Here is a 15,539-nt window from a genome sequence, read left to right on the forward strand (position 1 = left end):
AACTCTTGGGGATATACAAATTATTTGATTTCGATAAAGCAAGATATGAATTTAGCTATGGACGAATTAGGAATGTCACCTATTCAGTCCTTTGGCTTCGCGCACAACGAACTAACATACCGACTAGAGATCTTTCCAAATGAAGTACCGTTGGCGTTAATAGCTTTGTCAGTTTGTCTACTCGAGTTTCATCATTTAAATGAATTAGATCCTGATATTGGATTCATTCCTGAACTTATGGAGAATATGGTTGATTCTCGAATTGACGTAGCAGTACGAGATTTAGACAAATCTGATATGAAAGAATTCGATGCTGCACTTGCGAAAGTAAAGCTGGAGATATCCTCTGAAACACCTCTATAGTTAAAACTACTTCAAAACGCCACTCATCCGAGTGGCGTCCCTTCCCAGAACCCCCAATCCACCCACAGAACCCTCTCTCGCCACCAGAAACAGCAAATTCCAACGGTATCAGACACGGGAATATATTGTTTAGCCCTGCGGTATTAGAGCTGTGATTTGGGGTGTTCTGATTCTGGGTTGGAATCGGCTGAACGGGCAAGGTATGACTCCGACAGGATAGATATAAGAGCGGTTTGGTACGAAGAAAACCTGACTCTAGTGGGTATAAGCGGGCGGTTTCGGGTTTCTTCCAGCTATTTTTTCGCCGGATAGCGAGTTTAAAAAGCCATATCTTGCATTTGATTTTCCAACTTACTTTTGGACTAAAGCTTCTTACGATTTCTGACAGATTGCGAGTCTTCGGATAAGATCCGTTAGGGATAATAAGTAGCTCAGGCGATAGCCCAACTAGGCACCATCGCACATTTTTCATAAATAAGTGGCTTCGAGTTTGCTCAACGCCTAGGCTTCAGAATTGGCCGGTGTTTTTTGCCTTATTCATCAGTTCTCATAATGCAATTATGAGACATTACGTACAAACTCCCTATATCACTCTTAACCTATTGTAACGCTTATCAAAAGAGGAAACTAAAGGGACAGGCACCTTATGAAAATTGAGAAAACGACAGCTTCATATAAAGAGCTGGCTGCAGACGGGCTAAACCGGATGGACACATCGGTGCTTCTGAAAGCAGTTCAGAAAGAGTCCAAAGAATAGATACAGTAGCCCAGTTAATCGCTGGGCTTTTTCTTTTTACACTGTAAATAATTGCTATTTTTCAAACAGATAATCCCCATCCTTTTGTTATAGGCTTACTTTTCTTAGCAAATCACAAATCTTTTTCTATTCATCATTAATGACCATTTGTATTAATTCGAAATACGAGGGTGAGTACTGTTATTCGCATAGACATTACATTTGACGCGTTAGCGATTAACCAACTTATCTAAGTGAGATGAATTATGAAAAAGACTCTTCTGGCAACCGCAATTGCACTTACAGCATTTGGTGCTCAGGCCGCAAAAGTAACATTCCATACCGAGGATAAGGCAATGCTTGAGAGAACGGCTCAAGTTGGAATTACTCAGGCTAATTGGGACTCAAATGAGTTTGCATCAATGTTCTTTATTGAGCCGCAACGTGTAAGTGAACATGCTGTGATGGCGAAGAGCTCAAACCCACGTACGTTTGATCAATCGGATAAGTCGTTGGATCTCTCATCTATCATGGTTCAGGATGTCGATGGTTTTGAACTGCCGCTATATGACTTGCTTCGTGACCGTATGCACAACCGCTCTATGGTAGTTTTACAAGATGGCAAGCTAGTGCATGAACATTACTGGTCCGGTACAAACAAAGATACAAAACAGTTAACCATGTCAGCAGGTAAGTCGTTTACGTCTTCTCTGGCGGGAATCGCTCAAGCTGAAGGTTACTTTAACTTCAGTGATAATGTGGAAAAATGGTTACCTGAAGCAAAAGGTACCGTAATCGGTGCTTATCCAATACAGTATGTGTCTGATATGCGTTCTGGTTTTGCTCTTATTGATGATGTGAAAAATGTTTACGGAGACGATTGGGACACTTCGATGGAGCATGCAATTTCATGGAAAGGGCATACTGATTCAGAGTGGGTCGGCATTAAAGACTACACTTCACATCTGACAGAGCTCTCTTATGAGCAGGGTAAAAAGTACGAGTATCACTCATATAATACGGAAGCTCTGGCGCTTGTTACCCAGCGTGCAGTAGGTAAACACTGGACGGAATATTTCCAGGAAAAGCTTTGGGAAAAAGGTCAGTTCACCTCGGACACCACAATAATGGTTGATAAAGAGCAGACTGTTATCGCTTGTGGCTCTATGGGGATGACGACACGCGACTTTGCCAACATGGGAGATATCTGGGCGCACGATGGTAAATCACAGAATGGTGCTCAGGTTGTTCCTAAAGAATGGCTGGATGACGTGTGGGCGGGTAATGAAGAAGTTCGAGCTGCATTCCTAAAAGGTAAAGAAGCTGCACTTGCTGAAGGATTTTACAAAGATCAGTTCCGAGTCTTAGATCTTGGTGGTGAGCAATGGTTACTTGCTATCGGTGTTAACGGTCAGGTTATTGCTGTAGAAAAAGAATCTAAGACAGTGATTGCAATGTTTGGTAACTACAACCTTCCATCAGATGCTCGTTGGGCCGTAAACACGCTTCATACGGCAATACCTGCGATAAAAGCGGCAATAAACTAAGACTCACTTCTCAAGGCCAGGCTCTCCTGGCCTTTTCAGATCTTATACATACTCCGTATTTTAAGTATTGCGTTCACATTTTGATAACATCCAACTTCCCCACAAAAGTAAATTCGCTAGAGTAGAAGCACTAACTTAAGCAATATCGTCAGAGAAGGCAGACATGTATCCGTTTTTCAGGTTTATAAAAACGACTATCCAAGCGAAGAAAAGAAGCAAAATCAGTTTTACCGATCAAAGTGCCATCCGTTTCTTATGTCATCCATGGGATATCGATTTGTGGGGTGAGATGAACAATGGTCGTGTACTCACGTTATACGATATCGGTCGGATGGATGTGGCTATTCGTTGTGGGCTGGACAAAGCACTGTTAAAAAATAAGTGGGCGCTGGTGGTTGCTGGTAGCTCAGTCAGGTATCGAAAGCGAATTAAGATGTTCGATAAAATCACGATGAAGACGCAGTGTGTCGGTGTTGATGACAAATGGTTTTATCTTGAACAGTCTATGTGGGTTAAGGACAAACCATGTTCTTCTGTTCTGATAAGGGCTGGAATTACCTCTAGAGATGGCTTGGTTCATCCATCATCGGTTGCGAGCGCAATAGGCGCGGATTATGTCGAAGGGGAACTGCCGCTTTGGGTAAAAGAATGGGTGGACTCAGAGCAACATAGACCGTGGCCGCCTACAAGCAACTGAATTTAGTGTTTTCTTAATATTTACACTGTAAAACACTTTTGGTGCACGTTGGTTGTGTTTGTATTCCCTTTATCTGCAGCTATGATGAATAGTTCTAGCGAAGCGATATACAAAGGGACCAACTATGCCTGAACCATTTAAAAACCTTCTAGGACCTGCACTTGTTAATGGTATAGCTAAAAACCTTATAAGGGTGCATCCACATTTTGATTCTGATGGGTTTGTTCAGGCAATTATTCCAAAGCTGGATGACTTGGAGCTTAAGCAGCGAAGTGATCTTATCTGCGAGCAGTTGTCAGTATTTCTACCAAAGGAGTTTCCAGAAGCGGGAGATATACTCCTGAAATCACTAGGAACATCTCTTACTGGTGAATCTATGGAGAGCAAAACGGACGAAAATGGAATTGCTGGCTGGGCTATTATGCCTGTCGCAGACTTTGTCGCTCGCAATGGGCAAGAGCACTTTGAGTTATCTATGACGCTGCTAAAAGAGATGACGCGTCGATTCAGTTCTGAATTTGCTATTCGTCCTTTTCTGGATACTCAAACCGAAGCAACGTTGGAAGTGGTTCATCACTGGGCTGTCGATGAAGATCAACACGTTCGGCGCTTAGCCAGTGAAGGAACCAGACCAAGGCTTCCATGGGGAATGAGATTGGGTAAGTTTGTTAAAGATCCCAGCCAGATAATCCCTGTATTGGAAAAACTCAAAGATGATGAAAGTGAATACGTTCGTCGTTCCGTTGCCAACAACCTGAATGATATAAGTAAAGATCACCCAGATCTTGTGGCCGAAGTTGTTGAGGAGTGGCTTGTCGATGCAAGTGAAAATCGAAAAAAGCTTGTTCGACATGCGTGCAGAACGCTTATAAAGTCGGGCCATCCTGCTACATTGAGCATACTTGGTTTTAAGAATCCTAAGCTTGCTTCCTGCACACTTAACTCTTCCTCAAATCAATTGATATACGGTGGCTCAGTGGATCTAAATGCTCTGATAGAGTCTGATTCAGATGTTGCTCAACCACTAATGATTGATTACGTGGTGCATCACCAGAAAGCAAATGGAACAACATCTCCGAAAGTGTTTAAGTGGAAGAGCGTTGATTTGCTTCCGGGGAAAAAACTGGCGATAAAGAAAAAACACAGCATCAAACCCGTTACTACAAGGGTTTACTATCCCGGCCTCCATAAAGTGGAGTTACAGATCAACGGTGAAGTGGTCGCTGAAACAGGGTTTGAGCTGATCATGCCTGATAAGTAGCTAGTAGGAATGACTAGTTTCAGCGTCTTAAGTCACGGGCTAGAATCAGTGCGAGTCCAAAGATCTGCAGGAAGATGGATAGGTTCTTGTATGTATCATTAGCGGTATCCAGGCTGTGTACTGTCTCCATCAATGAAATATTGTTCAGGTAGATATCGTCTATTCGTTCACGTTGTTCCGTCTGAGCCTTATTGATAATCCCTGTCAGGGCATCAAGATTTTCGGGAAGTACATCTGGAATGTCCGACTGAGTCCAGATCGATAGCTGTTCTTGAATACTCTTGCTTACTTCAGTGTTATGCGGATTACTCTGACCGATATGCAGTACGAGCAACTCCTTTTTACGTTCGAGAGTCGCGATCTGATGAGAAGCTAGTTCAATCGAGCGGTTTTGATTTCTGATCTCTTCGTTGAGCAATGTAATTTGCTCTTCATTTTTGTCGATAACCAGGCTAGATAAAAGAATCGCCAAAATGTTCAGCAGCAACCCGGAAAGAACCAGAACCCAAGGTTTTGGATAGAGAGTTTTCAACCTCCTTTTACCTCCATATCTCAATATTCAGTAGTACTAAGCTTAGTAAATAATGGGTAGGGGGAAAGAAACGGTCGTTTTTGATGATGTGCAGTTTCTGATAATAGGGCCAATTAGGGTCTTTTAGCAGAGGATGTAAAGACGAAACTGGCCCTGACAATGGTTTACTGGGTGATCAGCGCTGAGATCACCCCAATTAATCCACCAAATACACCGCCCCAGACAACAAGCCAGCCCAGGTGCTGTTTAATCATATCCTGAACCATCTGCTTCACGAGCTTAGGAGTTAGTTCATTCAGACGCTGGTCGATGATGTTTTCAATGTTCTCTTGAATCTCATTCATCATTTGAGGCTGTTCAAGCTGATCTTTTAACGCTTCTTTTACGCTTTCACTCTGGCTGATCTCAACCACAGACTCTTTCATCTTTTCAACAAACGGTTCTTTCAGTGGTTGCAGAGCATCTGTACCACCGAACATGGCAAGCATTCCGCCAAATGAAGAGTTTGCAATCACTTCAACCAGAGAGTCGAAAGTTGGAGCAAAGTCGATGCGACTGATGACGGGTTCCAGTTCAAGTTTCACACCGCCTGACATCTCATTACTTAAGAACTTGTCGATGTTTTCGTTTGTGAAGAACTGATTCATCATCAGGTGCTTAATCGCTGCTTTAAACTCTTCGAAGCGAGCTGGGATAACACCGGACCCATACAATCCTGGAACTTTTTCGAAAAGCATGTGGATTGCCAGTGAGTTAGTGATGGCACCGGAGAAAGCGAAAAGCCCTGCATAAAGCACCAAGGTATTGGAAGTTTGATAGCCGATGGCTAGAACCATCAAAGCAATCAGGTTAGTAGCAATGTTTTTGTTCATTTTACTGCCTACAAGAAACGAGTTTGGCGGGATTTTAGAGAATCTGGCTGAAGAATGAAAGTGTGAGTAAAAACACAATAAATAATACAATACTATGTTAGATTTCTCGTATTGGTAGTAACTTTGGATATATATCACACTAACCCAAGTAGTTCAGAGTTTCTGGCTGAGATCTGTCTGGGTAATAGCTATATTTGACCCGTTTTGAGTAAGTATCTCTTGTATTATTGTTACTATAAAATAAGATAGCTCTCAGCAAATAGAGAATACTTTGGTGACCTCAGGGTACAGAGTTCAGATCTGTATTTTTAGAGGGATAGAGTATATTTATAATAATGACAATATTAGGAGCGATACATTGAATAGTTTCGGAGCGATATCTGGCTCGAAACGCAGCCTGCATGTTCAGGTAGCGAGAGAGATTGCCAGAAGCATAATTTCAGGGGATCTGCCGGAAGGCAGTGTTATTCCTGGTGAGATGGCACTTTGCGAGCAATTCGGCGTGAGCCGAACCGCTTTGCGTGAAGCAGTTAAGCTACTTACTTCGAAAGGGCTTTTAGAGTCTCGTCCTAAAATTGGTACTAAGGTTGTGGAACGCGCCAATTGGAACTTCCTTGATTCTCAGTTGATTGAGTGGATGGAAGGGCTGATGGATATCGACGAATTCTGTATCCGTTTCCTTGGCCTTCGTCGTGCAATTGAGCCGGAAGCTTGTGCATTGGCTGCAAGGAATGCTACTGCGGAACAGAGAATGGAGCTTTCCAGTGTATTCCAGCAGATGGTTGAAGTTGCTAACGCAGAAGAGTTTGACTCGGAAGCCTGGACTGACATAGATATCAAATTCCACAGATTGATTTTCTCAGCGACTGGAAACGACTTCTATCTTCCATTCGGTAATATCCTGACGACGATGTTCGTTAACTTCATTAAGTACTCTTCAGAAGAAGGCAGCACTTGTATTAAAGAGCATCAGGACATCTATAACGCCATTATGGCTGGTGATGCAGACAAAGCGCGTGAAGCATCTGCCTGCCATCTACAAGCGACTAAGCACCGTTTGCCAGAAGAAGCAGCCTGATAGTGTAAAGGTAGCTTTCTATAGAGGCTTTCAGCCTTAAGAATTAAAAACCAATGCTTCGGCATTGGTTTTTTTAGGGAAAAATTATGTCCGAAACTCTATTGCCTAATATTATTCAGTTTATTTCGTCCACTGATCCTTTCGATAAACTTCCCAAACCGCTCCTCCGCGAACTTTCTGCAACGATAAAAATTGCTTATAAAGCATCGGGTTCCGTTATTGATCCTTGCGAGGTTGAAGAAAAATATCTCTACATAATCCGTACTGGTGCAATAGAGCAAAGAAAACCAGATGGCGTTTTACGGGCGCGTCTTGGTCCTGAAGATATCTTTGGATTCTCTTTTATCGGTTCTGTTGAAGATCTTTCCGAGAACAAAATGTACCGAGCGGTGGCTCTCGAAAACTCGATTCTTTACCAGATCCCCCACAGTGCCATTACCAAGGTAATGGAGAGTCATCCTGAGTACGCGGAACATTTTGCCTCTCAGGCTCAAAAGAGAATGCGTTCAGCTCTGAATGTTGTCTGGTCGGATAAAGAAAAAGGTCTTTTCGTAAAGAAAGTATCGGAAGTTGCCTCTGACAGAGTGGCGGTTGTAGAGTCTGACATGTCCATCAAAGAGGTCGCGATGGAGATGGGGATGATTCAACGATCCTCATGTGCAGTGATAACCAAAAATGAAAAAATAGTCGGTCTGATGACAGATAAAGATATGACTAAGCGCGTGATTGCAAAAGGCATAGATGTCGAAAGCCCTATTTCAGAAGTGATGACCCCTCAACCCATCACGGTTAAGCCGGATGATTTGGTTCTGCAGGCCGCATCGCTAATGATGCAGAATAATATCCGAAACATTCCGGTAGTCGAAGAAGGTGTTGTTAAGGGGCTTATTACGACTACGCATTTGGTTAGGAATAATCGAATTCAGGCGATATTTCTGATTGAAAAGATCAACTATGCCAGAAGCATTGAAGGGCTGGCTCAGCTGTCTTCAGAGCGACAGGCAATATTTGAAGCGCTGGTGGAAGGCAAGGTTGCCATAGATAACATCGGAAAAATGATGAGCCTTATCTATGACGCCTATACCCGACGTATTCTGGAAATTGCGATTGATAAGTTCGGGTCACCCCCGTGTGAGTTTACCTGGATGGTCGCGGGTTCCCATGCAAGAAATGAAATCCACATGCTGTCGGATCAAGACAATGCGTTGATCTTGTCGGACGATGCAACAGCAAGCGATAAGATCTATTTTCGTCATTTAGCCGCTTATGTAGTTAACGCTTTGCATACGTGTGGCTATCCATTGTGCTCCGGCAACTACATGGCAGCAGTAGATAAATGGTGTCAGCCGCTCTCCACCTGGAAACAGTATTACAAAAAGTGGTTCAGAAATCCTGAGTACGAAAAACTACTGAACATTACCGTTTTTCTTGAGATTCGAGCGGCATATGGCAACACACGGTTTGTAAAAGAGTTGCAGGACTCAATAAGACAGCACACAGGCGAGAATAGAGAGTTCTTAGGCATACTGGTAAGGGAAGCAACGTCGGTTCATCCGCCACTCAGCATATTCAATAACATTGTGTTGGAGAAAAGCGGTAAAGGGCGCAAGACGCTGAATGTAAAGCGGTATGCTCTGAACCCGATTATCGATCTGGCTCGTATTTATGGTCTTGCGAGTGGCGAGTTTGCTGAAAACGGGACCGAAGAGCGTTTTCGTAAAGCGAATGAAAAAGGGCTGCTGAGTGACGATTACTATAAAGACATCATAGGAGCTTATCAGTTCATCTCCCAGTTCCGGCTAAAGCATCAGCTATGGGCACTAAAAAATGGCGAAGAGCCTGGCAATGATATCGAACCAAATCAGTTTGGCAGCTTTGAGCGTAAACACTTAAAGGATGCGTTTAAAATCATCGATAACCTGCAAGAAGCGGTCAAGATAAGGTTCTCAGGGATTGAGTAAACAGAATGATTAAGTACTTTCATCCATTATCTAGGCTTTTAAGGCAGCAGAACAAGTTTTTGTCACGGGATCTTCCTGACGCTATCAGACAATGCCTGAACACTCCGGTTATTGAGAAAACGACTGTGATGGAGTCTCTTTCTTTTCTTGTATTGGATATTGAAACGACGGGGCTGGATGCTGACAGAGACCAAATTCTGAGTATTGGATGGGTTGAAGTAAATAATCTGCTTGTCGATCTTTCTACGTGTAAGCACTTTTATATTCGTGGCGCTACTGGAATAAACAGTGAATCTGCTGTTATCAACCACATCACACCAGAACAATTGGAATCGGGTATCTCATTAGATGAGGCTTTTTCAATGCTGCTGCAAGATATGCAGGGAAAAATCATGGTTGCCCATGGCAGTATGATTGAGAAGTCGTTTTTAGAGCGATTTGTTCGGGATAAATACGCGCTTTCTTCATTGCCTATAGTTTGGGTCGATACTCTCTCTCTTGAAAAGAATTTTGCTCATTTTCGTGGGGCAGAAGCATCTGCAGACTTTCGATTGAGTTCAGTAAGAGAGCAGTATGGACTGCCCGAGTATGCGACTCATGATGCCTTAACCGATGCGGTGTCTTGTGCTGAGTTACTTTTGGCTCAGGTTGAACGCTATTTTGCTCAGGATGCCAGGTTCTTCTACTCTCTCTATCCTCTAACGCAAAACCGACATCAATAGAACGCGATACTGTTTCATGTCTCTCATCTGATACTCTTATTTGAATTGTACAAGATGGTGGAATACGCTTATTAAACACAATAATAAGAGGATAGCGCCATGGGTTCGTTAAGTTCTGATCAGAAACGTTTTATTCAAGATTTGCCTAAAGTAGAGTTACATCTTCATATAGAAGGCAGCTTAGAGCCTGAGTTGATGTTTGAGCTGGCGTCCAGAAACAAGATAGACATTCCCTTCAGCTCACCGGAAGAGGTAAGAGCCGCTTACCAGTTTACTAACCTGCAATCTTTTTTGGATATCTATTATCAAGGTGCAAATGTGCTGGTGCATGAGCAGGACTTTTTTGACCTGACCTGGGCTTACCTACTTCGTTGCAAACAAGACAACGTTATGCACACCGAAATCTTTTTTGACCCTCAAACCCATACCGATCGTGGTATCAGCTTCGAACTGGTATGCGACGGAATCTATAAAGCGCTACAGAAAGCCGAATCAGAGTTGGGCATAACCAGCAAACTGATTATGTGCTTTTTACGCCATTTAAGTGAAGACGAAGCATTTAAGACGTTAGAACAAGCGTTGCCTTTCAAAGATAAGATCATTGGTGTCGGGCTTGACTCTTCTGAGCAGGGGCACCCACCAGAAAAGTTTGCCAGAGTATTTAAACAGGCTGAAGAGGCTGGCTTTAAGCTCGTAGCTCATGCCGGGGAAGAGGGGCCCGCTCAGAATATATATGATGCGCTTGATATCCTGAATGTCGATCGTATTGATCATGGTGTGCGCTGTACTGAGAGTGAAGAGCTGGTGGAAAGGCTAATCAGCAGCCAAATGGCGCTTACGGTATGCCCTCTATCAAATACCAAGTTAAAGGTGTTTGAAGAGATGCATCAGCATAACATTGTCGACATGTTGAGAAAGGGCGTATGTGTCACGATCAACTCAGATGATCCCGCTTATTTTGGTGGATACGTGACAGATAACTTCATTGCGGTTGCCGAAGCCTTTGATATGAGCAAAGAAGAAATTGCTCAGTTTAGTCTTAATGCGGTTGAGGCATCATTTGTTTCGCAAGATGAGAAGCAAAAGATGAAGGACACAATACTGACTTATAGCCGGTTGTAGAGTTTGAGAAGAGCTATATCTAATACGTGTATATTTTGTAGTATAAAATTATCAAGAATGTAAACAAAAACTAAATATACTCAGAACCAATCTTTGTTTGTAAAAATCCGGCTTGTAACAACAAGCCGGATTTTTTTCGTCTCTACACCTTCCTTAGTACCCTTAAATCAAAGGATATCTGCCTTTGATCACATATATCGACTCTAATTTCGCTTTGATCTCTTCTAATGATTGCGTTGCTGCAGGTAGAAGTATATGCTATCCATCATAAAGTAATACAATATGACGTTAGAGGAATGAAAAATGACTAAGCCTGTAATCGGTTTTATCGGTCTCGGCCTTATGGGCGGGAATATGGTTGAGAACCTGCAAAATAGAGGTTATCAGCTTAATGTTATGGATCTGAACGAAGAGGCAGTTGCAAAATGCGTTGAGCGTGGCGCTAAAACACCTGCTACAGCGAAAGAGCTGGCTGAAAACTCAGACATAGTAATGCTATGCCTGACAACATCTGCCGTAGTGGAAAAAGTCGTATACGGTGATGAAGGTATTCTTGCGGGTATCAAAGAAGGTGCAACGCTTATCGACTTTGGTACTTCTATCCCTGCTTCGACTCGCCAAATTGGTGCTGCTCTGGCAGAAAAAGGCGCAGGCATGATTGACGCTCCTCTTGGACGTACTCCTGCTCATGCTAAAGATGGTCTGTTAAACATCATGGCTGCAGGTGATATCGAGACTTTCAACAAGGTTAAACCTGTTCTTGATGAGCAAGGCGAAAACGTGTTCCACCTGGGCGCTCTGGGTTCTGGTCACGTAACTAAGCTTGTGAACAACTTTATGGGGATGACAACAGTCGCGACTATGTCTCAGGCATTTGCCGTTGCTAAGCTGGCTGGTGTTGATGGACAGCAACTGTTCGACATCATGTCTGCAGGTCCGTCTAACTCTCCATTTATGCAATTCTGTAAGTTCTATGCAGTAGACGGCGAAGAGAAGCTTGGTTTCTCAATCGCTAATGCTAATAAGGATCTCGGTTACTTCCTGGAAATGGTTTCAGATCTGGGTACCGAATCTCTAATCGCTGAAGGTACGTCTAAGAGCTTACGGGCTGCTGTTGAAGCTGGCCTGGCACAAAACGATGTACCAGTGATGTTCGACTACTTCACCGATCTTAAGAAGTAAGTTCGAAACGAATATTACCTTACTACGGTATTTCGCTGTGGGGGCTTTAGCCGTAGTAAGGTTGTTTACTCTTGATGTTACACTTTGAACTTCTGAACCTTCTCTTTCAGCTCAACTGATGAGCTCGCCAGATTCTCTGCTGATTTTAAACTTTGTTCCGAGCTGTTCGCAGTTTGTAGTGCAATATCGTTAATGCTGTTTATATTGGCATTTATCTGTTCTGCAACCACACTCTGTTCCTGTACGGCACTTGAAATCGTGTTGCTGTAATCACCTATTTGAGCAATGGACGCAGAAATTGTCTCAAAGGCTTCTCTGGTCTGAACTGCGTAATCTACCGTTGCTTTTGCGTTATTCCGGCTTTCATCCATTGCTTCAACCATGTTGACTGTGCCCTCTCGCAACTTCCCAACCGTGTTTTCAATTTGTTCGATAGAGTCCTGAGTTCGCTGAGCGAGCCCTCGAACCTCATCTGCGACAACGGCAAAGCCTCGGCCCATTTCTCCTGCCCGGGCAGCTTCTATGGCTGCATTTAGTGCCAGTAAGTTTGTTTGTTCTGAGATGTCTTTAATCACATCTGCGATTGAGCTGATGTTTTCCCCTTCACTCGCCAACTTATTTGCATTGTCAGTACATGACTCCAGTTTTTGAGAGAGTTTATCTATCGCTGTCGAAGACTTCTCAACAACCGCCTTCCCTTCATCAGCGTGGGCGATTGATGCAGTGGCCAGATTCGCGGCTTCCTCTGTGTGTCTGGCAACCTCTTTTATCGTTATTGCCATTTGATTCATGGCTGCGGCTACCTGCTCTGTTTCTGCTTTTTGTTGCTCTATAGCCGTCATATTCTGATTGGAGCTGACAGACATCTCGTTTGAAGCATTTGATACAGATTCTGTGGACTTGTTTACATCGCGTATTAATCCGGTGAAATTTTCGAGCATGGAGTTTAGTGCAACGGCCATGTTTCCAAGCTCATCTTTTGTTTTCACCTTACTGCGGTGCAGCAAGTTGTTTTCGTTATCTACCCGAACGAGCAAGCCACTGAGTTCGATGATTGGGTTGGTGACGGTACGTGATATCAACATACCTAAGATAACAACCAGAATAGCGATCGAGAGCAAAACAATGGCAGCCTGAGTGTAAATAGTGTTCTCTAGAGTTCTGGCGCCGGAGAAGGCTTCATCCTCGTCTATTTCACTCAATATCACCCACTTCAAGCCTTGAATATTGACAGGTGTGAATGCGGAAAGAACACTAATGCCTCGATAGTCCGGAAAGATATCGAATCCTGTAGAACCAGAAACTGCAGCGCTGACACCGGGGGAGTTGATCTCTTGCAATCCTATATTACTTCCTCTGCTGATAATCTCTTCAGCAACTGATGGGTTAGTACCAGACTCGATTAGGATATCCTTGTATCCATTTGGATCCTCAAGCAGAAATCTACTGATGCTTTTTGCTTTCATATCCTGTCCTACAAGATAGGTTTCACCGCTTAAACCTAGCCCGTTTTTCTCCCATTCACCGCCACTGGTCATCAGGTGGTTTATTTTTTCTATAGGCATCTGGAACACTAATACACCTGAGATGCTTCCTGTATTGTCTGCAATCGGAGAAGCAATAAATGAAGCCTGAGCACTGTAAGAGGGCACATAGGGCGCAAAGTCAGTAAGCGCTATAGCGTCAGGGTTTCTGCTGTTGGCTACTTGGTTGAAGGCGTTAGCTAAGCCGGAGTTTGAGTATGGGCCGTTCTTTAATGAAGTCGCAAAATCCAACTCTTTAAAAACGGAGTAAACCACATCCCCAGTCGCATAATCGACAAGGAAAATATCATAGAAACCAAACTTCTCCAGAAAGTCGACGAACTGATGATGATACAACTCATGGGTTTGATTATAGGTATTGTTTCCGCTGGCTTTGTTGAGTTCATGCTTGGAACCGAGTGGGTGCTTGTTCTCACCAATATACTGCCATTGCCAGTACAACCCTGTATCAGAAACCTGATTGAGTAAGGTGGTTGTGGATATGCTGTTTCCTAGGTTCTGGTTTGTATATTGAGCACCAAACTGGTTGCTGTAATAGTCGTTGAGATTTTCTCTCAAAGCGCTGGTTGATTGGTTATGATTTATTTCATGGAATGAGCTGGAAAAGGCGCTCATTGCATCAGCGACCATTTTGTTTTGGGACATGGTCAGAATCTGATTGCGGATAGTTTGGAAGTAATCTTCTATCTGAGTTTTCCGGGCGTCGCGTAAAGCGACAAGCTGATTTTTATTGGTTTCTCTTAGGGCTTCACTTGCAAGTTTAGATGATGAAGTGCTTATTAATGCCATAGAGGCAACAAGTGGAACAATGGATGCAGCAACCATCCAAAAGGTTATTTTTTGCCTGATCTTCATACTAATAACCCCAATAATTTGGTTTTTTTTAGTTGAACGTCATTTTGATAAAATTATCACTTACATTAACCCTAATACATATCACAGAAATTGGTAGGTTAAGACCTGTCTCAAAGCTCGGCTCTGTTTGAGATAAAGTGGACTTATTAGTTTAAAGACAAAGCAAAAGTCAGAATTAAGGGAAGGGTGAAAATGGCAAAGAAGTTACCAAACAAAACCATAGAGGCGACGTTTTCAGGCTCAACTCTAAATCGCTCTGCGAAAAGGTAGTTCATGACAGCTGGTGGCAACATAGCGTAGAGAACCACCATCTGCATATGCAGAGTTGGGAGAGGGATAAAAAAGTACACCACGGCAAAAGCAATGGCACCGGTGATAAGTGAGAAGAGAGTACAGGTTACCCCCATTTTGAGTCCGCTCAGTCGTAAGTTACACATCTGACTACCCAGAGAAAGCAACATTACGGGTACAGCAGCTTGTCCAAGCAATGCTGTCGCTTCATAGAGTGGATTCCATACTCCAATACCCGATAAGTTAAGCATTAAGGCCTGGCTGGCGGCGATAAAAATAGGCATTCGAACAATCTGTTTAACAGGATTTCCTTCGCTAAGAAGGCTTAAACCCACGCTGATATGGATGCAGGCTGAAACCACGAATAACAATACGGCAGGAGCAAGAGCAGTATCACCAAAAGTATACGTAAAAAGCGGAATAGCCAGATTTCCACTGTTACGAAACATTTGAGGGGGAGCCCATGCCTTGAAGTTCAACTTAAGCAGGTAGCAGATCGGAAGCATTAGAATGCCAGGTAACAATAGAGCAATGAGAGCTGCGCTTATCAAAGGTACCTGAGTTACATCTAGTGGCATTGCCACTAAAGAGGAAAACACCAGAGCAGGGGTAAATGTGTCCATATTTATGCGGTTGATAGGCCCAAAGTCCGGTTTAAACCGGCGAGCGACCACATACCCCACTAGGGTCAGTGAAAACACTGGAAACAGTATTCCAACTATCTGCTCTAACATGTTGTTCCTTAGTAAATTTTATTACAACAACTATAAAGGAGA

At 43.2% G+C, this 15,539-nt stretch carries 13 protein-coding genes; 9 read left to right on the forward strand and 4 right to left on the reverse strand.

The features are described from left to right. Positions 1-57: 57 nt before the first annotated feature. From SNR28_RS09350 to SNR28_RS09365, 4 genes are all read left to right on the forward strand, one after another. On the forward strand, positions 58-363 hold the full coding sequence (locus SNR28_RS09350; RefSeq protein ID WP_375748939.1) for a hypothetical protein: 306 nt from the start codon (positions 58-60) through the stop codon (positions 361-363). A gap of 1,002 nt (positions 364-1,365) precedes the next feature. Then, positions 1,366-2,646 (forward strand): serine hydrolase domain-containing protein, encoded by a 1,281-nt coding sequence (locus tag SNR28_RS09355; protein ID WP_375748940.1) that lies wholly within the window; start codon positions 1,366-1,368, stop codon positions 2,644-2,646. Between the two features lie 163 nt (positions 2,647-2,809). Beyond that, the gene (locus SNR28_RS09360; RefSeq protein ID WP_375748941.1) at positions 2,810-3,343 is read left to right on the forward strand and encodes an acyl-CoA thioesterase; all 534 of its coding nucleotides are present in this window, start codon (positions 2,810-2,812) and stop codon (positions 3,341-3,343) included. 124 nt (positions 3,344-3,467) lie between these two features. Continuing rightward, entirely contained in the window at positions 3,468-4,604 is a 1,137-nt protein-coding gene (locus SNR28_RS09365; RefSeq protein ID WP_375748942.1) for a DNA alkylation repair protein, read from the forward strand. Between the two features lie 19 nt (positions 4,605-4,623). Here SNR28_RS09365 and SNR28_RS09370 read toward each other — a convergent pair whose 3' ends face one another. Both SNR28_RS09370 and SNR28_RS09375 read right to left on the reverse strand, forming a co-directional pair. Continuing rightward, entirely contained in the window at positions 4,624-5,136 is a 513-nt protein-coding gene (locus SNR28_RS09370; RefSeq protein WP_375748943.1) for a DNA mismatch repair protein, read from the reverse strand. A gap of 164 nt (positions 5,137-5,300) precedes the next feature. Next, positions 5,301-6,008 (reverse strand): DUF445 family protein, encoded by a 708-nt coding sequence (locus tag SNR28_RS09375; RefSeq protein ID WP_375748944.1) that lies wholly within the window; start codon positions 6,006-6,008, stop codon positions 5,301-5,303. A 358-nt stretch (positions 6,009-6,366) separates the two neighbouring features. Here SNR28_RS09375 and SNR28_RS09380 point away from each other — a divergent pair, with 358 nt between their 5' ends. The 5 genes from SNR28_RS09380 (at position 6,367) to SNR28_RS09400 (ending at position 12,073) form a co-directional block, all read left to right on the forward strand. Next, a complete protein-coding gene (locus SNR28_RS09380) occupies positions 6,367-7,086 on the forward strand; it encodes a FadR/GntR family transcriptional regulator (RefSeq protein ID WP_375748945.1) in 720 nt (239 codons plus the stop codon). Positions 7,087-7,172: 86 nt separating this feature from the next. After that, a complete protein-coding gene (locus SNR28_RS09385; protein ID WP_375748946.1) occupies positions 7,173-9,047 on the forward strand; it encodes a DUF294 nucleotidyltransferase-like domain-containing protein in 1,875 nt (624 codons plus the stop codon). Between the two features lie 5 nt (positions 9,048-9,052). Continuing rightward, a complete protein-coding gene (locus SNR28_RS09390) occupies positions 9,053-9,769 on the forward strand; it encodes an exonuclease domain-containing protein (protein WP_375748947.1) in 717 nt (238 codons plus the stop codon). Between the two features lie 99 nt (positions 9,770-9,868). Then, positions 9,869-10,891 (forward strand): adenosine deaminase, encoded by a 1,023-nt coding sequence (locus SNR28_RS09395; RefSeq protein WP_375748948.1) that lies wholly within the window; start codon positions 9,869-9,871, stop codon positions 10,889-10,891. A gap of 303 nt (positions 10,892-11,194) precedes the next feature. After that, positions 11,195-12,073 carry an NAD(P)-dependent oxidoreductase gene (locus SNR28_RS09400; RefSeq protein WP_375748949.1) on the forward strand — a complete coding sequence of 293 codons (879 nt, stop codon included), beginning with the start codon at positions 11,195-11,197 and terminating at the stop codon, positions 12,071-12,073. Positions 12,074-12,150: 77 nt separating this feature from the next. On the opposite strand, the gene SNR28_RS09405 is transcribed toward SNR28_RS09400, so the two are convergent. Together SNR28_RS09405 and SNR28_RS09410 are read right to left on the reverse strand one after the other, a co-directional pair. Further along, positions 12,151-14,472 carry a methyl-accepting chemotaxis protein gene (locus SNR28_RS09405; protein ID WP_375748950.1) on the reverse strand — a complete coding sequence of 774 codons (2,322 nt, stop codon included), beginning with the start codon at positions 14,470-14,472 and terminating at the stop codon, positions 12,151-12,153. A 146-nt stretch (positions 14,473-14,618) separates the two neighbouring features. Continuing rightward, complete coding sequence (locus SNR28_RS09410; protein ID WP_375748951.1) at positions 14,619-15,497, reverse strand: AEC family transporter; 879 nt, start codon at positions 15,495-15,497, stop codon at positions 14,619-14,621. Positions 15,498-15,539 lie beyond the last annotated feature (42 nt).

The organism is Vibrio iocasae, from assembly GCF_042245395.1.
GTDB lineage: Bacteria > Pseudomonadota > Gammaproteobacteria > Enterobacterales > Vibrionaceae > Vibrio > Vibrio iocasae.

What these genes read in the sequence shown, in the direction of transcription:
- SNR28_RS09350 (WP_375748939.1), top strand. Translation starts at nt 58, where the DNA reads ATGGACGAATTAGGAATGTCACCTATTCAGTCCTTTGGCTTCGCGCAC.
- SNR28_RS09355 (WP_375748940.1), top strand. Translation starts at nt 1,366, where the DNA reads ATGAAAAAGACTCTTCTGGCAACCGCAATTGCACTTACAGCATTTGGT.
- SNR28_RS09360 (WP_375748941.1), top strand. Translation starts at nt 2,810, where the DNA reads ATGTATCCGTTTTTCAGGTTTATAAAAACGACTATCCAAGCGAAGAAA.
- SNR28_RS09365 (WP_375748942.1), top strand. Translation starts at nt 3,468, where the DNA reads ATGCCTGAACCATTTAAAAACCTTCTAGGACCTGCACTTGTTAATGGT.
- SNR28_RS09375 (WP_375748944.1), bottom strand. Translation starts at nt 6,008, where the DNA reads ATGAACAAAAACATTGCTACTAACCTGATTGCTTTGATGGTTCTAGCC.
- SNR28_RS09385 (WP_375748946.1), top strand. Translation starts at nt 7,173, where the DNA reads ATGTCCGAAACTCTATTGCCTAATATTATTCAGTTTATTTCGTCCACT.
- SNR28_RS09390 (WP_375748947.1), top strand. Translation starts at nt 9,053, where the DNA reads ATGATTAAGTACTTTCATCCATTATCTAGGCTTTTAAGGCAGCAGAAC.
- SNR28_RS09395 (WP_375748948.1), top strand. Translation starts at nt 9,869, where the DNA reads ATGGGTTCGTTAAGTTCTGATCAGAAACGTTTTATTCAAGATTTGCCT.
- SNR28_RS09400 (WP_375748949.1), top strand. Translation starts at nt 11,195, where the DNA reads ATGACTAAGCCTGTAATCGGTTTTATCGGTCTCGGCCTTATGGGCGGG.
- SNR28_RS09405 (WP_375748950.1), bottom strand. Translation starts at nt 14,472, where the DNA reads ATGAAGATCAGGCAAAAAATAACCTTTTGGATGGTTGCTGCATCCATT.
- SNR28_RS09410 (WP_375748951.1), bottom strand. Translation starts at nt 15,497, where the DNA reads ATGTTAGAGCAGATAGTTGGAATACTGTTTCCAGTGTTTTCACTGACC.